The sequence below is a fragment of the Burkholderia sp. WSM2232 genome, assembly GCF_000472545.1.
Lineage (GTDB): Bacteria > Pseudomonadota > Gammaproteobacteria > Burkholderiales > Burkholderiaceae > Paraburkholderia.
In genome coordinates this window covers 22,964-44,985 of record NZ_AWZV01000014.1, presented here as the reverse complement: position 1 = coordinate 44,985, position 22,022 = coordinate 22,964, and the positions used below count along the sequence as shown (strand labels likewise).

20 protein-coding genes are annotated in these 22,022 nt (G+C 63.2%); 16 read left to right on the top strand and 4 right to left on the bottom strand.

Translation table 11 applies throughout. The features are described from left to right. Positions 1 to 137 precede the first annotated feature (137 nt). The 3 genes from aceE (at position 138) to lpdA (ending at position 6,599) form a co-directional block, all read left to right on the top strand. Positions 138 to 2,834, top strand: a complete 2,697-nt coding sequence (aceE, locus tag F757_RS0114615) for a pyruvate dehydrogenase (acetyl-transferring), homodimeric type (RefSeq protein ID WP_027212047.1) — start codon at positions 138 to 140, stop codon at positions 2,832 to 2,834. 96 nt (positions 2,835 to 2,930) lie between these two features. Next, on the top strand, positions 2,931 to 4,613 hold the full coding sequence (gene aceF, locus F757_RS0114610; protein WP_027212046.1) for a dihydrolipoyllysine-residue acetyltransferase: 1,683 nt from the start codon (positions 2,931 to 2,933) through the stop codon (positions 4,611 to 4,613). A 210-nt stretch (positions 4,614 to 4,823) separates the two neighbouring features. Then, on the top strand, positions 4,824 to 6,599 hold the full coding sequence (gene lpdA, locus F757_RS0114605) for a dihydrolipoyl dehydrogenase (RefSeq protein WP_027212045.1): 1,776 nt from the start codon (positions 4,824 to 4,826) through the stop codon (positions 6,597 to 6,599). A gap of 374 nt (positions 6,600 to 6,973) precedes the next feature. Here lpdA and F757_RS0114600 read toward each other — a convergent pair whose 3' ends face one another. After that, complete coding sequence (locus F757_RS0114600; protein WP_006051259.1) at positions 6,974 to 7,546, bottom strand: phasin family protein; 573 nt, start codon at positions 7,544 to 7,546, stop codon at positions 6,974 to 6,976. A gap of 752 nt (positions 7,547 to 8,298) precedes the next feature. Here F757_RS0114600 and pbpG point away from each other — a divergent pair. Next, entirely contained in the window at positions 8,299 to 9,480 is a 1,182-nt protein-coding gene (gene pbpG / locus F757_RS0114595) for a D-alanyl-D-alanine endopeptidase (RefSeq protein ID WP_027212044.1), read from the top strand. A 115-nt stretch (positions 9,481 to 9,595) separates the two neighbouring features. Here the strand turns inward: pbpG and F757_RS0114590 are convergent, their stop codons facing one another. Further along, positions 9,596 to 10,408, bottom strand: coding sequence for an IclR family transcriptional regulator (locus F757_RS0114590; protein ID WP_027212043.1), 813 nt, complete (start codon positions 10,406 to 10,408; stop codon positions 9,596 to 9,598). A 179-nt stretch (positions 10,409 to 10,587) separates the two neighbouring features. Between F757_RS0114590 and F757_RS0114585 the strand changes: the two genes are divergently transcribed. Both F757_RS0114585 and F757_RS0114580 read left to right on the top strand, forming a co-directional pair. Beyond that, entirely contained in the window at positions 10,588 to 11,310 is a 723-nt protein-coding gene (locus F757_RS0114585; RefSeq protein ID WP_027212042.1) for a (Fe-S)-binding protein, read from the top strand. A 10-nt stretch (positions 11,311 to 11,320) separates the two neighbouring features. Next, positions 11,321 to 12,736 carry a lactate utilization protein B gene (locus tag F757_RS0114580; RefSeq protein ID WP_027212041.1) on the top strand — a complete coding sequence of 472 codons (1,416 nt, stop codon included), beginning with the start codon at positions 11,321 to 11,323 and terminating at the stop codon, positions 12,734 to 12,736. Between the two features lie 182 nt (positions 12,737 to 12,918). Here F757_RS0114580 and F757_RS0114575 read toward each other — a convergent pair whose 3' ends face one another. Beyond that, entirely contained in the window at positions 12,919 to 13,428 is a 510-nt protein-coding gene (locus F757_RS0114575; RefSeq protein WP_027212040.1) for a hypothetical protein, read from the bottom strand. 267 nt (positions 13,429 to 13,695) lie between these two features. On the opposite strand from F757_RS0114575, the gene F757_RS0114570 reads away from it, so the two are divergent. From F757_RS0114570 to iscX, 10 genes are all read left to right on the top strand, one after another. Next, positions 13,696 to 13,935 (top strand): hypothetical protein, encoded by a 240-nt coding sequence (locus tag F757_RS0114570; protein WP_027212039.1) that lies wholly within the window; start codon positions 13,696 to 13,698, stop codon positions 13,933 to 13,935. A 143-nt stretch (positions 13,936 to 14,078) separates the two neighbouring features. Further along, positions 14,079 to 14,576 carry a low molecular weight protein-tyrosine-phosphatase gene (locus tag F757_RS0114565; RefSeq protein ID WP_027212038.1) on the top strand — a complete coding sequence of 166 codons (498 nt, stop codon included), beginning with the start codon at positions 14,079 to 14,081 and terminating at the stop codon, positions 14,574 to 14,576. 155 nt (positions 14,577 to 14,731) lie between these two features. Next, the gene (gene iscR, locus F757_RS0114560; protein ID WP_027212037.1) at positions 14,732 to 15,262 is read left to right on the top strand and encodes a Fe-S cluster assembly transcriptional regulator IscR; all 531 of its coding nucleotides are present in this window, start codon (positions 14,732 to 14,734) and stop codon (positions 15,260 to 15,262) included. A gap of 73 nt (positions 15,263 to 15,335) precedes the next feature. After that, positions 15,336 to 16,559, top strand: a complete 1,224-nt coding sequence (locus tag F757_RS0114555) for an IscS subfamily cysteine desulfurase (RefSeq protein WP_027212036.1) — start codon at positions 15,336 to 15,338, stop codon at positions 16,557 to 16,559. Between the two features lie 90 nt (positions 16,560 to 16,649). Then, positions 16,650 to 17,063 (top strand): Fe-S cluster assembly scaffold IscU, encoded by a 414-nt coding sequence (gene iscU, locus F757_RS0114550; RefSeq protein WP_027212035.1) that lies wholly within the window; start codon positions 16,650 to 16,652, stop codon positions 17,061 to 17,063. A gap of 132 nt (positions 17,064 to 17,195) precedes the next feature. Continuing rightward, the gene (iscA, locus tag F757_RS0114545; RefSeq protein WP_027212034.1) at positions 17,196 to 17,519 is read left to right on the top strand and encodes an iron-sulfur cluster assembly protein IscA; all 324 of its coding nucleotides are present in this window, start codon (positions 17,196 to 17,198) and stop codon (positions 17,517 to 17,519) included. A gap of 154 nt (positions 17,520 to 17,673) precedes the next feature. Next, positions 17,674 to 18,201 (top strand): Fe-S protein assembly co-chaperone HscB, encoded by a 528-nt coding sequence (gene hscB, locus F757_RS0114540; RefSeq protein WP_027212033.1) that lies wholly within the window; start codon positions 17,674 to 17,676, stop codon positions 18,199 to 18,201. Between the two features lie 157 nt (positions 18,202 to 18,358). Further along, complete coding sequence (gene hscA / locus F757_RS0114535) at positions 18,359 to 20,230, top strand: Fe-S protein assembly chaperone HscA (protein WP_027212032.1); 1,872 nt, start codon at positions 18,359 to 18,361, stop codon at positions 20,228 to 20,230. 159 nt (positions 20,231 to 20,389) lie between these two features. Then, a complete protein-coding gene (fdx, locus tag F757_RS0114530; RefSeq protein WP_027212031.1) occupies positions 20,390 to 20,731 on the top strand; it encodes an ISC system 2Fe-2S type ferredoxin in 342 nt (113 codons plus the stop codon). A gap of 15 nt (positions 20,732 to 20,746) precedes the next feature. Next, positions 20,747 to 20,944: a Fe-S cluster assembly protein IscX gene (iscX, locus tag F757_RS0114525; RefSeq protein WP_013338769.1), complete on the top strand. Its 198-nt coding sequence runs from the start codon at positions 20,747 to 20,749 to the stop codon at positions 20,942 to 20,944. A 108-nt stretch (positions 20,945 to 21,052) separates the two neighbouring features. On the opposite strand, the gene F757_RS0114520 is transcribed toward iscX, so the two are convergent. After that, positions 21,053 to 21,832 carry a glycine zipper 2TM domain-containing protein gene (locus F757_RS0114520; protein ID WP_027212030.1) on the bottom strand — a complete coding sequence of 260 codons (780 nt, stop codon included), beginning with the start codon at positions 21,830 to 21,832 and terminating at the stop codon, positions 21,053 to 21,055. Positions 21,833 to 22,022 lie beyond the last annotated feature (190 nt).

Sequence of the window (22,022 nt, the reverse complement as noted above, 5' to 3'; positions counted from 1 at the left end):
TGAGAATGAATCTCGTAATTCGAAAATTTTGTTGCGTGGACGTCGGGACCCTTATTACAATCGGCCGAAGCTGCCGCGGCCGTGCTTCGTCCGCGTCGTCTGTTCAAAGAGCGTTCCTCTATATCCAGGAGACGAGCATGTCCGCTGTACCCGACGAAGTCATGAAATATGTCGCCGCTGAAAAAGACGACGATCCCCAGGAAACCGGCGAATGGCTGGAAGCGCTGGATGGCGTGATTTCTGCTGTTGGCCCCGACCGTGCCCACTACCTGATTGAGAAGCAGATCGAGTTCGCCCGCGTGCATGGCGAACATTTGCCGTTCTCCGCTAATACCCCGTACATCAACACGATTCCGGTGTCGCGTCAGGCGAAGATTCCCGGCGACCAGGACATCGAGCACCGCATCCGTTCGTACACGCGCTGGAACGCCATCGCGATGGTGCTGCGCGCCGGCAAGGACACCAATGTCGGCGGCCATATCGCGTCGTTCGCGTCCGCTGCCACACTGTATGACGTCGGCTTCAACCATTTCTGGCACGCACCGTCGCCCGAGCATGGCGGCGACCTCGTGTTCGTGCAGGGTCACTCGTCGCCGGGCGTGTACTCGCGCGCATTCCTGCTCGGCCGTCTGACCGAGCAGCAACTCGACAACTTCCGCCAGGAAGTGGGCGGCGAGGGCATCTCGTCGTATCCGCACCCTTGGCTCATGCCGGATTTCTGGCAATTCCCGACCGTTTCGATGGGCCTTGGCCCGATCATGGCGATCTACCAGGCGCGCTTCATGAAGTACCTGCAGGCGCGCGGCATTGCGAAGACCGACGGTCGCAAGGTCTGGGCCTTCCTCGGCGACGGCGAAACGGACGAACCGGAATCGCTCGGCGCGATCGGCATGGCCGGCCGCGAGCGGCTCGACAATCTCGTGTTCGTGATCAACTGCAACCTGCAGCGCCTCGACGGTCCGGTGCGCGGTAACGGCAAGATCATCCAGGAACTGGAAAGCGAATTCCGCGGCGCAGGCTGGAACGTCATCAAGGTCGTGTGGGGCAGCCGCTGGGACGCGCTGTTCCAGCGCGACAAGTCGGGCGCACTGATGCGCCGCATGATGGAAGTCGTGGACGGCGAATACCAGACGTACAAGTCGGAGTCGGGCGCGTTCGTCCGCGAGCACTTCTTCAATACGCCGGAGCTGAAGGCGCTGGTCGCCGACTGGTCGGACGAAGACGTGTGGAACCTGAACCGCGGCGGCCACGATCCGCACAAGATCTACGCGGCGTTCCACGAAGCTACCCACACGAAGGGCCAGCCGACCGTCATTCTCGCCAAGACGATCAAGGGCTACGGCATGGGCGAAGCCGGCCAGGCAATGAATATCACCCACCAGCAGAAGAAGATGCAGGTGGAGCAGCTCAAGAAATTCCGCGACCAGTTCCGCCTGCCGATTTCCGACGAAGACATCGTCAACGTGCCGTACCTGAAGTTCGAAGAAGGTTCGAAGGAACTCGAGTACATGCGCGCCCGCCGCCAGGAGCTGGGCGGCTACCTGCCGGCGCGCCGCCAGAAGGCCGAGTCGCTGCCGGTGCCGGATCTCTCCGCCTTCGAGCCGCTGCTCAAGGGCACGGGCGAAGGCCGCGAGATTTCCACGACCATGGCGTTCGTGCGCATTCTCAACATCCTGCTGAAGGACAAGGCGCTCGGCAAACGCATCGTGCCGATCGTGCCGGATGAGTCGCGTACGTTCGGTATGGAGGGTCTGTTCCGCCAGATCGGCATCTGGAATCAGGACGGCCAGAAGTACATTCCGGAAGACTCCGACCAGTTGATGTTCTACCGCGAGTCGGAAACCGGTCAGATCCTGCAGGAAGGCATCAACGAAGCCGGCGGCATGTCGGACTGGATCGCAGCCGCGACGTCGTACTCGACGCACGGCGAGATCATGATCCCGTTCTACATCTTCTATTCGATGTTCGGCTTCCAGCGTATCGGCGACCTCGCGTGGGCGGCGGGCGACATGCGTTCGCGCGGCTTCCTGCTGGGCGGCACCGCGGGCCGCACCACGCTGAACGGCGAAGGTCTGCAGCACGAAGACGGCCACTCGCTGCTGTGGGCTGCTTCGGTGCCGAACTGCATCAGCTACGACCCGACGTTCGGTTACGAACTCGCGGTCATCATGCAGGACGGTCTGCGCCGCATGGTCGCGGAACAGGAAGACGTGTACTACTACGTCACGGTGATGAACGAGAACTACGAGCACCCGGCGATTCCGCAGGGAGAGAGCGTGGCGGCCGACATCATCAAGGGCATGTACTCGTTCCGCAAGGCCGAAGCCGACAGCAAGGCGCCGCGCGTGCAGTTGATGGGCGCGGGCACGATCTTCAACGAAGTGATCGCCGCCGCCGAGCTGCTGAAGAACGACTGGGGCGTTGCCGCCGACCTGTGGAGCGTGCCGAGTTTCACCGAGCTCGCGCGCGAAGGCCACGAAGTGCAGCGCTGGAACCTGCTGCATCCGACGGAAGAGAAGAAGCTCTCCCACGTCGAGAAGCTGCTGAAGGACGCGCAAGGTCCGGTGATTGCATCGACGGACTATGTCCGCGCGCTCACCGAACAAATCCGCGCGTTCGTGCCGCAACGCTTCGTCGTGCTGGGTACGGACGGCTATGGCCGCTCGGACACGCGCGAGAAGCTGCGTCACTTCTTCGAAGTCGACCGCTACTGGGTCACCGTTGCCGCGCTGAATGCACTGGCAGACGAAGGCACGATCGAACGCAAGGTGGTCGCCGAGGCGCTCAAGAAGTACAACCTCGATCCCGCCAAACCCAACCCGATGACCGTCTAAGGCATCATTCCCCGTGTGCCACGGCGTGCGCGCCTGCCCCTGACCGGTTCCGACCGGCGCAGGCAGGCCGCGTGCGCGGCCCAGGAGACACTAACAATGAGTCAAGCGATCGAAGTCAAGGTGCCGGACATCGGCGATTACAAGGACATTCCTGTGATCGAGGTGCTGGTGAAGGCGGGCGATACCGTCGAGAAAGAGCAATCGCTCGTTACGCTGGAATCCGACAAGGCGACGATGGACGTGCCGAGCTCGGCGGCCGGCGTCGTGAAGGAAGTGAAGGTCAAGGTTGGCGACAACGTGTCCGAAGGTTCGCTGATCGTCGTACTGGACGGCGCACAGGGTGGCGCGGCTGCACCGGCGCCCGCACCGGCTGCCGCGCCTGCACCGGCAGCAACACCCGCGCCTGCGTCTGCACCCGCGCCTGCACCAGCACCGGCTGCTGCTCCCGCGTCCGGCGGCGGTGGCCTCCAGCAAGTAAAGGTGCCGGACATCGGCGACTATAAAGACATTCCCGTCATCGAAGTCGCGGTGAAGGTCGGCGATCGCGTCGAGAAAGAGCAGTCGCTCGTCACGCTCGAATCCGACAAGGCGACGATGGACGTGCCGAGTTCCGCTGCCGGCGTCGTCAAGGAAGTGAAGGTCAAGGTGGGCGATACCGTGTCGGAAGGCTCGGTGATCGTCGTGGTGGAAGCCGAAGGCGCTGCTGCCGCACCCGCTCCGGCACCCGCCGCCGCGCCGAAACAGGAAGCCGAAAAGCCCTCGGACGCGCCGGTTGCGCCGTCGCCGGCACCGGCTTCGCCGTCCGCGCTTGCGCAGGCGCCGTTGATTCCCGCAGGCGAGGGTGGCTCGCGCCGCACCAGCCACGCTTCGCCGTCCGTGCGCAAGTTCGCCCGCGAGCTGGGCGTCGACGTCACGCAGGTTCAGGGCACGGGCCCGAAAGGCCGCATTACGCAAGCGGACGTCACCGCGTTCATCAAGGGCGTGATGACGGGCCAGCGCGCGGCGCCGGCAGGCGCGGCAGCGCCCGCGGCGGCAGGCGGCGGCGAGCTGAATCTGCTGCCGTGGCCGAAGGTCGACTTCTCGAAGTTCGGCCCGTTCGAGGCGAAGCCGCTGTCGCGCATCAAGAAGATCTCCGGCGCTAATCTGCATCGCAACTGGGTGATGATTCCGCATGTCACGAACAACGACGAAGCGGACATCACCGAACTTGAAGCATTGCGTGTGCAGTTGAACAAGGAAAACGAAAAGGCCGGCGTGAAGATCACGATGCTGGCGTTCGTGATCAAGGCGGTAGTGTCGGCGCTGAAGAAATTCCCGACCTTCAACGCGAGCCTCGACGGCGACAACCTCGTGTTCAAGCAGTACTACCACATCGGTTTTGCTGCGGACACGCCGAACGGTCTCGTGGTTCCGGTGATTCGCGACGCGGACAAGAAGGGCCTCGTCGAGATCGCGAAGGAAATGACCGACCTGTCGAAGGCCGCGCGCGAAGGCAAGCTCAAGCCCGACCAGATGCAAGGCGGGTGCTTCTCGATTTCGTCGCTGGGCGGCATTGGCGGTACGAACTTCACGCCGATCATCAACGCGCCCGAAGTCGCGATTCTCGGCTTGTCGCGCGGCGCGATGAAGCCGGTGTGGGACGGCAAGCAGTTCGTGCCGCGTCTCACGCTGCCGCTGTCGCTGTCTTACGACCATCGTGTGATCGACGGCGCCGAAGCGGCACGCTTCAATGCGTATCTCGGGTCGATTCTTGCCGATTTCCGGCGTGTGATTCTTTGATGTGATGTTGCGCGGGGCGCCGGCCGCGGCCGGTGATCCGCGCGTTTGCGTAGGACCTGTTGCCACATCGGTCTCCTGCGTTGCCCCGTGGGGCAACGGTGCGTCCTCATGAGGACAGCAACGGATATTGCTGTCTGTCGCGCGGCCAGCTATCAGACCTTGTCGACGCAGGTGCTTCGCTCGTCACGATCAACAGGAGAAGGGGACACTATGAGTCTCGTCGAAGTAAAAGTGCCGGATATCGGCGACTTCAAGGACGTCGATGTCATCGAAGTCAATATCAAGCCAGGCGATACGATCGAGCAGGAACAGTCGCTCCTGACGCTCGAGTCCGACAAGGCTTCCATGGAAGTGCCGAGCGATACCGCCGGGACGGTCAAGGAAGTGCGCATCAAAGCCGGCGATAAAGTCTCGCAAGGCACGGTGATCGCGCTCGTGGAAACGTCGGGCGAAGCGTCGTCCGCGAAAGAAGCGCCGAAGGCCGCTGCGCCGGCGCCCGCACCGGCTCCCGCAGCTGCCGCTGCGCCCAAGGCCGCCGCGCCCGCGCCGCAAGCGGGCAGCTTCAGCGGCAGCGCGGACATCGAATGCGACATGCTCGTGCTCGGTTCGGGCCCCGGCGGTTATTCGGCCGCGTTCCGTTCCGCCGACCTCGGCATGAAGACCGTGCTCGTCGAACGTTATTCGACGCTTGGCGGCGTGTGCCTGAACGTCGGCTGCATTCCGTCCAAGGCGCTGCTGCATACCGCACTTGTGATCGACGAAGCCGAAGCGCTCGGCGCACACGGCATCACGTTCGGCAAGCCGCAAATCGACCTGGACAAGCTGCGCGACTTCAAGTCGGGCGTGGTCAAGAAGCTCACCGGCGGTCTCGCCGGCATGGCGAAGATGCGCAAGGTCGAGGTCGTGACAGGCACCGGTGCGTTCGTCGATCCGAACCACATGGAAGTGCAGACCGAAGGCGGCAAGAAGGTCGTGCGGTTCAAGCAGGCGATCATCGCGGCGGGTTCCGAAGCGGTGAAGCTGCCGTTCATACCGGAAGATCCGCGTGTCGTCGATTCGACGGGCGCGCTCGAGCTGCGGCAGATTCCGCAGCGCATGCTTGTGATCGGCGGCGGCATCATCGGGCTGGAAATGGCGACGGTGTACGCGACGCTCGGCGCGCAGATCGACGTGGTCGAAATGCTCGACGGCCTGATGGCCGGTGCGGACCGCGATCTGGTGAAGGTCTGGGAGAAGTACAACGCGAAGCGCTTCGCGAACGTCATGCTCAAGACCAGAACGACTGCGGCAGAGGCCCGGGAAGACGGCATCTACGTGTCGTTCGAAGGTGAGAAGGCACCGGCCGAGCCACAGCGCTACGACCTCGTGCTGGTGGCCGTGGGCCGTTCGCCGAATGGCAAGAAGATCGGTGCCGAAAAGGCCGGCGTGGCGGTGACGGATCGCGGCTTTATCGAAGTCGACAAGCAGATGCGCACCAACGTGCCTCACATTTTCGCGATCGGCGATATCGTCGGTCAGCCGATGCTCGCGCACAAAGCCGTGCACGAAGGCCACGTTGCAGCGGAAGCTGCGCACGGCGAGAAGGCGTACTTCGACGCGATCCAGATTCCGTCGGTGGCCTATACCGATCCGGAAGTGGCGTGGGCCGGCAAGACCGAAGACCAGTTGAAGGCGGCCGGTATCAAGTACGGCAAAGCTGTGTTCCCGTGGGCCGCTTCCGGCCGCGCGATTGCCAACGGCCGCGACGAGGGGTTCACCAAGCTGCTCTTTGACGAGGAAACGCATCGCGTGATCGGCGGCGGCATTGTCGGTCTGAATGCGGGAGATCTGATCAGCGAAGTGTGTCTGGCGGTGGAGATGGGCGCGGACGCGACGGACATCGGCAAGACGATTCACCCGCACCCCACGCTCGGCGAATCGATCGGCATGGCGGCCGAGTTGTACGAAGGTGTGTGTACCGACCTGCCGCCGCAGAAAAAGAAGTAAGGCGTTCGGCTCATCCGCCTGCGTGCGGATGGCACCAAAAAAACGGCGCGCCCTTTCGCGGGGCGCGCCGTTTTTTATCGTCCGAAACCTCGAGCAAGAACTCGTCCGCTCCCGTTGCTGCGCCCCCAGTGAGCCTGAGGGAAACCCTGCAGGAAGCACGGTGCAAAAAAATCCCGGCTCTGGGCCGGGCAAACGATACGTCATTCGACGTATCGGAGCGTTCGGCCAATTGGAACCGTGTGAGCGGCAACGGCACGACGCTGTTGCTTACAGCAACGCCGGCGCAGCGGATACGCTGGGCCGGCGCGGACGATGCCTGAGCTCAGGCTTTGATGCAGGCCTCGCAAGCGAGGCCCGACAGACAAGCGCGGAACTTAAACCGGCTTTTTGGCCGAGCGCGATGCCTGCGCAGCGGCTTGCGAAGCCGCCTTCGACGCGGCGGTGGCGGCTGCGTTGAAGTTGCTTTCCGCGATTTCGACAGCCTGCTTGGTTGCCTTGTGGACCGTTTCGTATGTCGTGTTCGCGGCGGTGATAGCCGACTTGATCACGGCGACGGCGGTTTCCGAACCGGCCGGTGCATTCTTGGCGACGTTTTCGACGAGCGACTGAACCTTGCGGTTCTGCTCTTCGAATTGCGCTTCGGCTACGCGGGCGAACTCACCCTGCGTTGCCGAGACGATTTCGTACACGTGACGGCCATACGACAGCGCCTTTTCAGCGACCGGCTGGGCGAGGCTCGCTTGCAGGGCCAGCAACTCTTGCGCGTCTTTGACCGACAGCGCTCGTTGGGCATTTTCCTGGCTTTCCGCGAGCGTCGATTTCACGACTTGCAGGTTCAGTTCGACCAGCTTCTCAACGCCTTCGAACGCTTTGGTGGTCAGGCCGAACAGCGTTTCAAAGTTGGCTTTCTGGGCTGCAGCGAATTGCTCGGGGGTCAGCAGAGTCATGGTTTACGCTCCTGGATCGCGGCCGATCTTTGCGGACCGCATTGGGTGGTGGCGAGACGCACAGATTCGTCTGCCCGGGCCGCGATGTATTGTGCATCGCAGCAATGGTTTCTATTTTAAGATGGTGCCGGCGAATGTCAAGCGCTTTTTGTGCATCGCACAATCTTAAGAAACCACTTATAAAACAATAGCTTATGCGGTGCGCATGACAGGGGCGTGACGCGGCATGATTGACCTGCCGATGTGGCGTTTCGAAGGCGTTTCGGTAACATGTTCCGCCTGTCGCAGCCGCTGTGAGAGCCTCGGCAGTGCGCTGCAAAATTTAACAAAAGGCCGGTGTCCACGCGAATTGATGTAAACCATAAAGCGTCACGGAACGTTAATTGTTGACGTCAGTCAAACGCGCGTCTGTGATTTGCAGTAGCCGTTTAAGACGGTGCCTCGCGGCGCGCGCCCCCGTGCGCGGCACGCCGCGCGGGGCTTGGCGTTCGACGAGAGCCGTGTTTCCCCTCATCAAGGTTGTCTCTCAATTGCCGTTATGCTAAAGGGATCACACCCTTTTGAGGGTGGCCGCGTCGCCGAGACGTGGCGCTTTTATCGTTTTTATCGATCGAGGCGCGGCACTTATTAGCGTTTTTGCGATCCCAGCTTACAAGCTGGTTTAAAGAGCGCCCATAAGTGCTTCAAATTGCTAATTTTTCGTTGTTTTAATACACTTGCGGAACCCTCTCGCCGCTCCCTACAGAACACCCATGAAAACCGACATGTTTTCGTCGCTGAAAGTGATCCACGGCGCGGCGCGCAGCACCGCTCTGTCGGTTGCCGCCTCCATGGTCCTTGCGGCGGCGCTTGCCACGCCAGTAAGCACCTTTGCCGCGACGTCCGCTACCTCAGCGAAAACCTCAAAGCACGCCAAGGCCGGCAAGAAGCCTGCCGCCCCCGCCAAAGTCTCCAGCAAGGCCGCGAAAGCCGGCAAGGCTGCGGCCGCCAAAACGGCCGCCGCGGATGACGATGCGCCCCGCGCGAGCGTCAAGCGCAAGCGCGTGACCTACACGACCAATGGCCGTCACCACACCGTGGTGCGGCGCGTCGCGTACGAGCCGCGTCCGCCGACCGTCGGCCAGGCGTTTGGCCTCCACGAGACGCCGGACGCTCTGATGCTGCGCTCGAGCGTCGCGTACGTGGTCGACCAGAACACCGGCGAGCCGCTCTTTGACAAGAACTCGCGCGCCGTGGTGCCGATAGCGTCCATCACCAAGCTGATGACCGCGATGGTCGTGCTCGATTCGAAAGAGCCCATGACCGATCAGCTCGAGGTCACGGACGAAGACCGCGATTACGAGAAGAACACGGGCTCGCGTCTGTCCGTCGGCTCGGTGCTGTCGCGCGAAGACATGCTGCACATCGCGCTGATGGCCTCGGAAAACCGTGCTGCGGCCGCGCTGTCGCGCTACTACCCGGGCGGTCGCCCGGCGTTCCTCGCCGCAATGAACGCGAAGGCACGGCAGCTCGGCATGACTGACACGCACTTCGAAAACCCGACCGGTTTGACGAGCCAGAACGTGTCGAGCGCGCGCGATCTGGTGAAGATGGTCAACGCGGCCTATCAATATCCACTGATTCGCCGGTTCTCGACGGACCACAGCTATGAGGTGTACACGGGCAAACGCACGCTGGCCTACAACAGCACCAATGCGCTCGTGCGTAACCCCACGTGGGACATCGGTCTGCAAAAGACCGGCTTCATCAACGAAGCAGGGGAGTGCCTCGTGATGCAAGCCAACATTCACGGCCGCCCGATGGTGCTGGTGCTGCTCGATTCGTCGGGCAAGTACTCGCGGTTTGCGGACGCCACGCGGCTGCGCACGTGGCTGGATAACGGTGGCGATCAGGCGCGTATCACGAGCGCGGACGCTGGCGGTCCTGGTACTTGAGATGGTCCGCGTGCGGTCGCGTGCGTAACCCGCCGCCGCAAACGCAAAGCCCCGCAAATGCGGGGCTTTTTTATTCTGAGCCTTTGCAAGCCAGTGAGCGGCTTGCCGCGCAGCGCTAGCTGTGCGAATTGGGATGATGGCCCGGATTCTGCGAGGCTTGCGGCCGATACCCGAGCGCCTCCGAAATCACCAGCGCCGTCTGGCTCAGTTGACCGAGCCAGGAATCCTGCAAGCGGTCGGCCGGCGCCGACAACGACAACCCGGCGACCAGCTTGCCGGTGTCGTCGTAGATGCCTGCGGCGATGCATCGCACGCCCAGTTCCAGTTCTTCGTTGTCGCGCGCGCATGCCTGCTGACGCACATGTGAAAGCTCACGCTCGAGCTTGGCGAGGTCGGTGATGCTGTTTTGCGTGTGGCCCGACAGGCCCGTGCGCGTTGCGTATGCGCGCACGCGCGTGGATTCGTCGGCGGCCAGAAAAAGCTTGCCGACAGAAGTGAGATGCAGCGGCGCGCGCCCGCCGATGGCCCGCACCACCTGCATGCCGGAGCGCTCGGAATAAGCGCGCTCGATGTAGACGATCTCGTCGCCCTGACGCACCGACAGGTTCACCGTCTGGCCGGTCTGACGGTGCAGCTCGCGCATCGGCGTAAGTGCCGCGTCGCGCACCGAGAGCCGCGCCTTCACCAGATTGCCGAGTTCGAGCAGGCGCATGCCGAGCCGGTACGTGCCGGGATCCGACCGGTCGACGAGGCGGCACATCACCATATCGTTCAGGATGCGGTGCGCGGTGGACGGATGCAGTTCCGTGCGCAGGGCAAGTTCTTTCAGGCTGACCGGGTCGCTATGCGCGGCGAGTGCGTCGAGCAGGCGCATCATGCGTTCGATCACCTGGATCGAAGTTTTGGGATCCGGGTTCGTGTCGCTCATAAGAAGAATCAGTTGACGCGTCAAACAGCGGAAATTGATTGTATCTCGTATCGTGAAAAAAGCGAACGCACTTGGAGGCGCTCTTCGAATTCGGCAACGCATTCGTCCTATGCCTTCCGGCCGTTGGTATTGTGCGCCAAACAGCGGATAATCAGGGACGTTTTCCCGGAGGAGGGCTCATGCGAGTCGGATTGTTCGTCACCTGCCTGATTGACCTGATGCGGCCCGAGATCGGTTTTTCGGTAATCAAGCTCATCAAAGGCGCCGGCTTCGAGGTGGTGGTGCCGCCTGCGCAAACCTGCTGCGGCCAGCCTGCCTATAACTCGGGGGAGCGGCGCATCGCGCGCGACCTCGCCGAGAAAACGCTACGCGAATTCGAACAGTTCGACTACGTGGTCGTACCGTCGGGCTCCTGTGGCGGCATGATTCGCGTGCATTACGGCGACCTTTTCGCCGACGATCCCGAACTGATGACCCGCTTTGGCCGGCTGCGCGCCAAGGTATTCGAGCTGACGGATTTCCTCGTCAACGTTGCCAAGGTTCAGTTGCAGCCCGGCGAGTTCACAGGGCAGGTCACCTATCACGATTCGTGTTCCGGCCTGCGCGAGCTCGGCGTAAAGGCGCAGCCGCGCGAGCTTCTCGCACAGGTGGGCGTGGCGGTGACCGAAATGAAGGGCTGCGAGCATTGCTGCGGCTTTGGCGGCACCTTCGCGGTCAAGTACGGCGACATTTCCACGGCCATCGTCGACGAAAAGTGCGCCAATATCCGTGACAGCGGCGCCGGCACCGTAGTGCTCGGCGACTTAGGCTGCATGCTCAATATAGAAGGGCGCCTGAGGCGTACCGGCGACACCGCCACGCGCGTGCTGCATATCGCGCAGGTACTGGCTGGCGACGTTTGAGGGAGAAGCCATGCAAATCCAGTCGATGCAGTTCAAGGCGCGCGCCGGTCAGAAGCTCGCCGACCAGCGGTTGCAGCAGAACCTCACCAAGCTCTCCACCAAGTTCGTCTCCGCGCGCGCCACGGCGCTCACGGCCATCGACTTTCCGGCTACGCGCGCCGCGTTGAAAGAGCGCCGCAACCGCGCGCTCGAGAATCTGGACGTGTGGCTGGAAACCTTCGAGCGCGAAGCGGCCCGGCGCGGCGTCACGGTGCTGTTCGCCGAGACTACGCAGGAAGCGGCACGGCTCGTCGGCGACATTGCGCGCCGCCACGAGGTGAAGAAGGTGATCAAGACGAAGTCGATGGTCACCGAGGAACTGCGCCTGAACGAAGTGCTCGGGCAAATGGGTGTGCAATCCATCGAAACCGATCTCGGCGAATACATCCTGCAGATCAACGGCAATGAACCGCCGAGCCACATCATCGCGCCTGTCGTCCATAAAGATAAGGACGAGATTGCCGACCTCTTTGCGCGAACGCATGGCCGGCCGCGTCTGACGGAGATTCCGGACATGACGCTCGAAGCCCGCCAGATGCTGCGGCCGCACTTCATGAGTGCCGACATGGGCGTGACGGGCGGCAACTTCGTGATCGCGGAAACCGGCTCTGTCGTGCTCGTCACGAACGAAGGCAACGAAGGCATGTGTACCGTCATGCCGCGTGTGCATGTTGCCGTCACCGGCATCGAGAAGGTGCTGCCCACGCTCGAAGATCTCGCGACGGCCATGCGCCTGTTGCCGCGCTCCGCGACGGGCCAGAGCACGTCCAATTACTTCTCCGTGCTCACCGGGCCGCGCGGCGAGGGCGATCAGGACGGACCGGAGCATATGTATGTGGTGCTGGTCGACGGCGGACGCACGGGGCTTATCGGCGGCGATTTTCAGGAGATGCTGCGTTGTATCCGCTGCGGCGCGTGCATGAACCATTGCCCCGTTTATCAGAAGGTGGGCGGCCACGCGTACGGTTGGGTCTATCCGGGCCCGATGGGCTCGGTATTGACGCCGAGCTACGTGGGGCTCGACAAGGCACTTGATCTGCCGCAAGCGGCGACGCTCTGCGGCGAGTGCAACAGCGTGTGTCCGGTAGGCATTCCGTTGTCGGACCTGCTGCGCAAGTTGCGCGAGAAACAGGTTGAGCGGCGCCTGCGCCCGTGGAAAGAGCGCGCCGGTCTCGCGCTATGGGGCTTTCTGGCGATGCATCCGGATGCTTATGCGCTCTTCACCAAGCTTGCCGTACGTGTGCTGGAGCGCATGGGCGGGAAGAACCGCTCGATCGCGAAGCTGCCTTTGGCGGGTGCCGGCTGGACCGACACGCGCGAGATGCCCGCACCGGTCGGGCGTACATTCAGGGAGTTGTACGCCGCACAGCGCAGCCATATCGGTTGATGCAAGCCTTGCCGATGCGCTCGCGCGGTCTAGCTCATCAACAGTAGGAGCGTCGAGTCTCCGCGTTTGCCCGCGTCGCCGCTTGCACGGCACGCCCGGCGCGCCGACGGACATCCCGGGGCGCAGCGCTCACAAGGCTCGCGCCACCTTCGCGCCCCACCGTACGCAGCTAAAGCGCAGCTTTAATGCTCGGTCGGCCCGCCCGAAGGCCGATTCGGAACGCCTCTCGCGACCGGCGCTCCGCCGTTGCCGCGACCACCTCCGCCTGCCTGCGGGGCGGGTGCTGGCGGGGGCGGCGGCGCAACGCCGGGCCGCGGCGCGTTCGATCCGCTCGGTCCGCGCGGGCTGGCCACCGCGCCTTGCGGCGGCGGTCCGCCGCTCGGCTGACCGCGTGAGCCACCGTATCCCCCGCGATTGCCGTTGTCCCCGTCATGATACGGGCGCCCCGGATAGCCGCGATATCCCGGGCCGGGTCCGTAATAGCGCCCCGGACCGTCGTAATACCCCGGGCCGTAATAATTGCTATAGCCCATGTAGACGTTGGTCTGGGGGACGACCGGCACGCCGTACCCGTCGTAACCGTCATAAGTGCTGTAGCCGTTGCTGTACATCGGTGTGCCGTCGGGGTAGACAGCACAGCCGCCGAGGAGGACGGCGAGGGTGGCGGCGGCCAAAGGTGCAAAGCGTTTCATTTCAAGCCCGAGGCAGGAGGTTTCATAGCTATGAGACCGCAATTATGCGCATCTGTCGCGCTAGCTTTGTATGCTTTTGTAAGGACTTATTTTTCGTGCCAGGCTGTGTCCACAAGCGCCGTGCCGGTGAAGTCCCCAGTCACTGTTCCATTTCAGACAACGCTGTATCGCGGCGCAGCGGGTTTTTCCCGATTGTTGATTCCTATAGCATTCGTGATGGGCATAGTGAGTAACGCATTCGCTAGCCATCATCTGGAATAACACATCATGAGAAAGACAATAGCGATGTACTGGCCGCTCGCGCTCGTTATCGGTTTGGCCGCAGCAGCCTATCTGCACGTGTGCAGCGATGCGGCGGCGCGCGGCCCGCAGGCGCCGCTCGCGGCAGATCAACTGAGCGCGGAGCTCGCCCGGGCCGTGTCCTACGGGATGATTGACGATGCCTCCTCGCCTGCGGTCAAACCGTTGCGCGAGATTCCCGCGCTGCCTTTAATGCAGGCGTCCTGAGCCATGAGGCGCGGCGGCAGAGCGCCGCGCGGCCGGCCGACGCGATTTCGCACGGCTTTGTATAATCGCGGCACCGTGCGGCGAGGTCATATTTTCAACGTCGTTCGCCCTCATTGCGCTCCAAGCGCGACAAGAAGCCTGCGATGAAAACTGTGTCCATCTGCTTTGTCTGCCTCGGGAACATCTGCCGTTCGCCGACCGCGGAGGCCGTCATGCGCGGTCTCGTCGAAGAGGCGAAGCTCGCGGAGCAGATTTTGATCGACTCGGCCGGTACCGGCGATTGGCACATTGGCGAGCCGCCGGACGAGCGGGCGCAGCACGCCGCGCGTGGCCGGGGCTATGATCTCGCGGCATTGCGCGGGCGTCAGATTGCGGAAATCGACTTTGACCGCTTCGATCTGCTCATCGCGATGGACGACAGGAACGTCGCCGCGCTGCGCCAGGTTTGCCCGCCACAGCAGCAGGACAAGATCCGCCTGCTGATGGAGTTCGTGCCGGAAAGCGACGTTCGCTGGAGCGGCGCACGCGAAGTCGCCGATCCGTACTTCGGCGGGGCAGAGGGCTTCGAACAGGTGCTGGACCAGTGCGAAGCGGCGTGCCGCGGACTCATCGCCGCATTGCATCCCCAATTGCTCGGCTAGCTTCGCCGTGCCGCCGCTAAAAGGTGCGCAAGCGGTGCGCAAACGGCGCGCAAACATTTAAGTGAATGACCCATATCGCGACAGGGATACTTGACTAAATCGCTCATGTATTTATACTTGACAAAACTTGTCGAGAATAGCGGTTCCCCATACATATGAGACTCACCACGAAAGGCCGTTTCGCCGTCACGGCGATGATTGACCTGGCGCTGCGCCAGGAGCAGGGCCCGGTGACGCTTGCGGGTATCAGCCAGCGCCAGCATATCTCCCTGTCCTACCTCGAGCAGCTGTTTGGCAAGCTGCGTCGCCATGAAATCGTCGAGTCCGTGCGCGGACCGGGCGGCGGCTACAACCTCGCGCGCCGTCCCGAAGACGTGACGGTGGCCGACATCATCATCGCGGTGGACGAACCGCTGGACGCCACGCAGTGCGGCGGCAAGGGCTCATGTGAAGGCACCAAGCAGCACGACGGCCACTGCATGACCCATGAGCTGTGGTCCACGCTGAACCAGAAAATGGTCGAGTACCTGGATTCCGTCTCCCTGAAGGATCTGGTCGATCAGCAGCGTTCGCGCGAAGGCGCGCCTACGGTTCTGCGCGACAGGCGCAGCGAGGCGCCGGCGGTCGAGCCGGTGCGCGTCGCACCCAAAGGTCCCAATTCCGTTTTCAACATGGCCGGTTCGTAAGACGCGGCGCGGCATCACCGCAGCGCGATAGCGAATACAGAAGCCAGAGCACACGACGTCCCCGGAGCGATAGATGAACAACGAGATTCCCCACCTGCCCATTTACATGGACTACAGCGCCACGACACCGGTCGATCCGCGCGTGGTGGACAAGATGATTCCGTATCTGCGCGAGCAGTTCGGCAACCCCGCGTCGCGCAGCCACTCGTATGGCTGGACGGCGGAGCGCGCAGTCGAAGAAGCGCGCGAGCACGTCGCGGCCCTGGTGAACGCCGATCCGCGCGAAATCATCTGGACCTCGGGCGCGACCGAGTCGGACAACCTCGCCATCAAAGGCGCGGCGCACTTCTACAAGAGCAAGGGCAAGCACATCATCACGGTGAAGACCGAGCACAAGGCCGTGCTCGACACCTGCCGCGAGCTCGAGCGCGAAGGCTTCGAAGTTACCTATCTCGACGTGCAGGACGACGGTCTGATCGACCTCGAAAAGTTCAAGGCCGCGCTGCGCCCGGACACGATTCTGGTGTCGGTCATGTCGGTGAACAACGAGATCGGCGTGATCCAGGACATCGAGGCAATCGGCGAGATTACCCGTGAAAAAGGCATCATCTTTCACGTGGACGCCGCGCAGGCCACCGGCAAGATCGACATTGACCTGCAAAAGCTGAAAGTCGACCTGATGTCGTTCTCTGCGCACAAGACCTACGGCCCGAAGGGTATCGGCGCGCTGTACGTGCGCCGCAAGCCGCGCGTGCGTATCGAAGCGCAGATGCACGGCGGCGGTCACGAGCGCGGCATGCGTTCGGGCACGTTGGCTACGCACCAGATTGTCGGCATGGGCGAGGCATTCCGCATCGCGCGCGAAGAAATGGCAACCGAGAACGAGCGCATTCGCATGCTGCGCGACCGGCTGCTGCGCGGTCTGTCGGAAATCGAAGAAGTGTATGTGAACGGCGACATGGAAAAGCGTGTGCCGCACAACCTGAACATCAGCTTCAATTTCGTCGAGGGCGAGTCGCTGATCATGGCGGTAAAGGACGTGGCGGTGTCGTCGGGCTCGGCGTGCACGTCGGCTTCGCTCGAACCGTCGTACGTTCTGCGCGCGCTTGGCCGTAACGACGAACTCGCGCACAGCTCGATCCGCTTCACGGTGGGCCGCTTCACGACCGAGCAGGACGTGGACTACGTGATCCATCTGCTGAAGACGAAGATTTCGAAACTGCGCGATCTGTCGCCGCTGTGGGAAATGCATCAGGACGGCGTCGATATTTCGAGCATCCAGTGGGCAGCGCACTGACGCGCCGGCTAGTCGAAAAATTTTCGCGCAGTTCAAGTCCACCGCGCGTTCAACGGAACAGCGGATTGAAACGAATCAAGGAGTGTAATCATGGCTTATAGCGACAAGGTTCTGGACCATTACGAAAACCCGCGCAACGTCGGCTCGTTCGCGAAGGACGACGACGCGGTCGGCACCGGCATGGTGGGCGCGCCCGCGTGCGGCGACGTGATGAAGCTGCAGATCCGCGTGGGCGCGGACGGCATCATCGAAGACGCGAAGTTCAAGACGTACGGCTGCGGTTCGGCAATCGCGTCGAGCTCGCTCGTGACCGAGTGGGTGAAAGGCAAGACGCTCGACGAGGCAATGTCGATCAAGAACACGCAGATCGCCGAAGAACTGGCGTTGCCGCCGGTGAAGATCCACTGCTCGATTCTCGCGGAAGACGCAATCAAGGCAGCGGTCGCCGACTACAAGCAGCGTCACAGCGAAGCAGTGGCCGAGAGCGAGAAGCAGCACGCCTGAAGCCGTGGAGTTCGCGACCAGCGAGGCGAAGTGAAGCAGGCAGATGGCGCGAATGGCGCCGTCCGGCAAGAGCGATATTTGATGCAAGCAGGGTAGCGGCGCATCCGCACGCACCGCGCAATGAGAAACGCTATGGCAATTACGTTGACCGAAAAGGCAGCACAGCACGTGCAGAAGTATCTGACCCGTCGCGGCAAAGGCGTGGGTCTGCGTCTGGGCGTGCGCACCACTGGCTGCTCCGGCTTGGCATACAAGCTCGAATATGTGGACGAACTCGCGCCCGAGGACGAGGTATTCGAATGCAACGGCGTGAAGATCATTGTCGACCCGAAGAGCCTCGCGTATATCGACGGAACCGAGCTCGACTTCGCGCGTGAGGGCCTGAACGAAGGCTTCAAATTCAACAACCCGAACGTGAAGGACGAGTGCGGTTGCGGCGAGTCGTTCCGCGTGTAGCGGGAGCAACTCCGCGTGCAGCGGACCAAAGGCGGCGCGGGCCGCCTTTTTAGTTTGCCGCGCGAATTCGCACGACGTGACTGCCCGCGCAGCATTCGGGCTGCACGTGAGCCGCACTTCGGTGCGCTTCTCTGAACGAAAAAATATTTATCCGATGGCCTCGCTGAACGATAGCCACTTCGACCTTTTTGGTCTGCCGGCGCAATTCGCGCTCGATCCGGCTGCGCTCGATCACGCGTATCGCACGGTGCAGGCCCAAGTGCATCCGGATCGCTTCGCGGCGGCCGGCGACGCGCAAAAGCGCATCGCGATGCAATGGGCGACGCGCGCGAACGAGGCGTATCAGACGCTGCGCGATCCGCTCAAGCGCGCGACGTATCTGCTGCATTTGCGCGGCCTCGACGTGGGCGCGCATGACAACACGGCCATGGAACCCGCGTTTCTGATGCAGCAGATGGAATGGCGCGAAAGCATTGAAGACGCGGCCGCGGCGAAGAACGTCGACGCGCTCGACGTCCTGCTCACCGAGTTGCGCGACGAAGAGCGCGTGCGCTTCGAAAAGCTCGGCGCGCTGCTCGACAGCGGCGCGAATCAGGCGGCGGGCGAGGCAGTACGGCAGTTGATGTTCATCGAACGGGTGGCGTCGGAAATCGGCTCGCAGATCGAGCGGCTCGAGGGCTAGATTGGCCCTTATCGCCTGACTCGCCGCCGCATTGCAGCGTCCCCGGCAGTGTATCGGCGGCGCTAAGGTGAAGCTCAGGTGGCTTCGGCTGCGGCCTTGGCATCACATTCAGCAACGCAAATTCAGGACGGGGCCTCGCGGCTCCGAGAAGATCCAGATGGCCCTACTGCAAATCTCCGAACCCGGCATGGCGCCGGCGCCTCACCAGCGGCGTCTCGCGGTCGGTATCGATCTCGGCACGACCAACTCGCTCGTCGCCGCCGTGCGCAGCGGCGTGCCCGACGTGCTGCCCGACGAGGAAGGTCATGTGCTGCTGCCGTCGGTGGTGCGCTACCTCGAGAAGGGCGGCCGGCGCATCGGCCGCGCGGCCAAGGCGGAGGCGGCGACCGATCCGCGCAACACGATCGTTTCCGTCAAGCGCTTCATGGGACGCGGCAAGGCGGAAGTGGAAGGCGCCGAGAACGCGCCGTACGATTTCATCGACGCGCCGGGCATGGTGCAGATCCGCACCGTCGACGGCGTGAAGAGCCCCGTCGAAGTGTCGGCGGAAATTCTCGCGACGCTGCGCCAGCGCGCCGAGGACACGCTCGGCGACGAGCTGGTCGGCGCAGTGATCACTGTGCCCGCTTACTTCGACGAGGCGCAGCGCCAGGCGACCAAGGACGCCGCGCGTCTGGCGGGCCTGAACGTGCTGCGTCTGCTGAACGAACCGACGGCGGCGGCAATCGCCTACGGTCTCGACAACGGCTCCGAAGGGCTGTACGCGGTCTACGACCTGGGCGGCGGCACCTTCGACCTGTCGATCCTCAAGCTCACCAAGGGCGTGTTCGAAGTGCTGGCGGCAGGCGGCGACTCGGCGCTCGGCGGCGACGATTTCGACCACGCGTTGTATCGCCACGTGCTGCAGCAGGCGGGCATCGCGCCGCAAGCGCTCACACCGGAAGACGTGCGGCTGCTGCTCGACAGCGTGCGCGTGACCAAGGAGGCGCTCTCGGACGCGCCCAAGGCAACTCTCGCCGCAACGCTTTCGAACGGCGCCACGCTCGATCTGACGATCGACGAGGCCACTTTCGAGTCCATCACCCAGGCGCTCGTGCAGCGCACGCTCGGTCCGACCAGAAAAGCGCTGCGCGACGCCAAGGTCACGACGAAGGACATCAAGGGCGTGGTGCTGGTCGGTGGCGCAACGCGCATGCCGGTGATTCGCCGCGCAGTCGAAGCGTTCTTTGGCCAGCCGCCCCTGACCAACCTCGACCCGGACCAGGTGGTCGCGCTGGGCGCGGCGATCCAGGCTGACCTGCTCGCGGGCAACCGCGGCGCCGAGGGCGACGACTGGCTGCTGCTCGACGTGATACCGCTGTCGCTCGGCGTCGAGACGATGGGTGGGCTGACCGAGAAGATCATCCCGCGCAATTCGACCATTCCGGTCGCGCGCGCGCAGGATTTCACCACCTTCAAGGACGGCCAGACCGCCATGGCGATCCACGTCGTCCAAGGCGAGCGCGAGCTCGTCAGCGATTGCCGTTCGCTCGCGCGCTTCGAGTTGCGCGGCATTCCGCCGATGGCGGCCGGCGCCGCTCGCATTCGCGTGACCTACCAGGTGGACGCCGACGGTCTGCTGTCCGTGTTCGCGCGCGAGCTAGGCTCGGGCGTGGAGGCGTCGGTGGTCGTGAAGCCCTCGTACGGTCTCGCGGATGACGACATTGCCCGAATGCTCGAAGACAGCTTTTCGACGGCTGAAGTCGACATGCGCGCCCGCGCACTGCGCGAAGCGCAGGTGGAGGCGCGGCGTCTGCTCGAAGCGACCGACGTCGCGCTCGCCGCTGACGCCGAGTTGCTCGACGAAAGCGAGCGTGCGGAGCTCGACGCGCTGCTCAACGGTTTGCGCGCGCTCGCGCAGAGCGAAGACGTCGACGCAATTGAAGCCGCGACCAAGAAGCTTGCCGAGGGCACCGACGAATTCGCCGCCCGCCGCATGAACAAGGGCATTCGCCGCGCGCTGGCGGGCCGCAAACTCGACGAGATCTGATCGTCGCGAGATGGCGCGGGCCGAGTCCGGGCTCGCCGCCATTGCACAAGCGCGGTGCGGACCTGATTGAAGACATGCGGGCTTTAACAAGCGGGCGTGTCGCCAGTAAAATGGTGCGAAGCCTGTTTGAGGCCGCGCCTCAGACCAAACGGAACATGTATGCCTCAAATCGTTGTGCTGCCTCACGTCGAACTGTGCCCCGAAGGCGCGGTGATCGATGCCGTGCCTGGCAAGAGTATTTGCGACAATCTGCTCGATAACGGCATTGAAATCGAGCACGCGTGCGAGAAGTCGTGCGCGTGTACTACCTGTCACGTGATCGTGCGTGAGGGTTTCGCCGCCTTGACGCCGTCCGGCGAAGACGAGGACGATCTGTTGGACAAGGCGTGGGGGCTCGAGCCGGCTTCGCGTCTGTCGTGCCAGGCCATCGTGCCGGCTGAGCAGGACCTGGTTGTTGAAATCCCGCGTTACTCGATCAATCACGCGAAGGAAAACCACTAAGAGGAGGACGCAGCCATGAAGTGGACCGATACGCAAGACATCGCGATGGCCCTGACCGACAAGTACCAGGACATCGATCCGCAGCAGGTGCGCTTCACGGACCTGCACCGGTGGGTCACCGAACTGGAGGGATTCGACGACGACCCTAACCGGTCGAACGAAAAGATCCTCGAGGCAATTCAGGCTGCATGGATCGAAGACTCGGATTACTGAGCCAGCACGCTAGTCGTGCTGCCGATGCCGCAAAAAAGGCGACTCTAAATCGAGTCGCCTTTTTTTATGCGCATGACACGTGCAGCGGTGTCGAGCGCTGCGCCGCCATCAGTCGGCGACCAGCGTGCCGTTTTGCACCCGAACGCGTTGGCCCTGCTGGAAGGGCGGCGCTTCGTGATACGTGAAGTAGCGCGTCTTGCCGTTTTCCATCCGCACCCGCACGGAATACGACGTGCTGCTGCGCAGGTGCTTTTCCACTGAATTACCGGCAAGCCCGCCGCCTAGCGCGCCAAGCAGGGTCATTGCGGTGCGGCCGTTGCCGCTGCCAAACTGATTGCCGACCACGCCGCCCGCCACCGCGCCGCCCACCGCACCAATGCCGGTGCCGTGACCTTCCTGGCGCGCCGCCGAGATCGCGACCACGGTGCCGCACGTCGAGCAATGCGCCGTCGGTGCGGGTTGCCGCTGAGCATATTGCGGCTCCTGCACCGCCGGCGCCTGCGCGACAGGCTCCTGCTGAGCGTATTGCTGCGAGGGCGGCGCTGGGGCGCGTTGCGGCTGCGCTTGGGCGGGCTGTTGCACGGCTTGCTGCGCCGCTTGTTGGCCAGCTTGCTGCGAGTTCGGCTGTGCGGCGAGATTGGCGGGCGCGGCCGAATCGACCACGGTTTGCTGACCGCTCTGTGGCACGACCTGGGCTGCCTGCGTCTGGTTGGTCGGCTCGCCTGTGCTGGACGCCTTTGGGAACATGCCGGTCACCGCCGCCGTAGCGACGAGGCTCGCGATAATCACTGCGCCCGCCGCAGTTGCGACAAGCGGGTGAAGCCGCCGCTGCGCCGGCTGCGCGGGCGGTGTGACTTGGGTGGCAGGTTGCGTGGTGGGTTTATCCATTTTGGCCTCCGTCTTCGGCAGAGTGACTTTTGATTGAGACCCAGTCTCGCCCAATTCGATCCCGGACGCGTTTCAAATTGTAACGATTTGCCGAAAAGCACATGGCCGCATGGCTCGCGCGGGGCGGCTTTTACCTGTCGTTACAAACGCCCGGAGGCCGCGTGTAGCGCTGTAACCGGAACAGCCGGAC

Coding starts and splice junctions, on each gene's coding strand:
- F757_RS0114520 (WP_027212030.1), bottom strand. CDS start 21,832: ATGGATAAACCCACCACGCAACCTGCCACCCAAGTCACACCGCCCGCG.
- fdx (WP_027212031.1), top strand. CDS start 20,390: ATGCCTCAAATCGTTGTGCTGCCTCACGTCGAACTGTGCCCCGAAGGC.
- aceE (WP_027212047.1), top strand. CDS start 138: ATGTCCGCTGTACCCGACGAAGTCATGAAATATGTCGCCGCTGAAAAA.
- hscB (WP_027212033.1), top strand. CDS start 17,674: ATGGCCTCGCTGAACGATAGCCACTTCGACCTTTTTGGTCTGCCGGCG.
- F757_RS0114590 (WP_027212043.1), bottom strand. CDS start 10,408: ATGAGCGACACGAACCCGGATCCCAAAACTTCGATCCAGGTGATCGAA.
- F757_RS0114570 (WP_027212039.1), top strand. CDS start 13,696: ATGAGAAAGACAATAGCGATGTACTGGCCGCTCGCGCTCGTTATCGGT.
- iscX (WP_013338769.1), top strand. CDS start 20,747: ATGAAGTGGACCGATACGCAAGACATCGCGATGGCCCTGACCGACAAG.
- aceF (WP_027212046.1), top strand. CDS start 2,931: ATGAGTCAAGCGATCGAAGTCAAGGTGCCGGACATCGGCGATTACAAG.
- F757_RS0114565 (WP_027212038.1), top strand. CDS start 14,079: ATGAAAACTGTGTCCATCTGCTTTGTCTGCCTCGGGAACATCTGCCGT.
- pbpG (WP_027212044.1), top strand. CDS start 8,299: ATGAAAACCGACATGTTTTCGTCGCTGAAAGTGATCCACGGCGCGGCG.
- lpdA (WP_027212045.1), top strand. CDS start 4,824: ATGAGTCTCGTCGAAGTAAAAGTGCCGGATATCGGCGACTTCAAGGAC.
- F757_RS0114600 (WP_006051259.1), bottom strand. CDS start 7,546: ATGACTCTGCTGACCCCCGAGCAATTCGCTGCAGCCCAGAAAGCCAAC.
- F757_RS0114580 (WP_027212041.1), top strand. CDS start 11,321: ATGCAAATCCAGTCGATGCAGTTCAAGGCGCGCGCCGGTCAGAAGCTC.
- hscA (WP_027212032.1), top strand. CDS start 18,359: ATGGCCCTACTGCAAATCTCCGAACCCGGCATGGCGCCGGCGCCTCAC.
- iscU (WP_027212035.1), top strand. CDS start 16,650: ATGGCTTATAGCGACAAGGTTCTGGACCATTACGAAAACCCGCGCAAC.
- F757_RS0114575 (WP_027212040.1), bottom strand. CDS start 13,428: ATGAAACGCTTTGCACCTTTGGCCGCCGCCACCCTCGCCGTCCTCCTC.
- iscA (WP_027212034.1), top strand. CDS start 17,196: ATGGCAATTACGTTGACCGAAAAGGCAGCACAGCACGTGCAGAAGTAT.
- iscR (WP_027212037.1), top strand. CDS start 14,732: ATGAGACTCACCACGAAAGGCCGTTTCGCCGTCACGGCGATGATTGAC.
- F757_RS0114555 (WP_027212036.1), top strand. CDS start 15,336: ATGAACAACGAGATTCCCCACCTGCCCATTTACATGGACTACAGCGCC.
- F757_RS0114585 (WP_027212042.1), top strand. CDS start 10,588: ATGCGAGTCGGATTGTTCGTCACCTGCCTGATTGACCTGATGCGGCCC.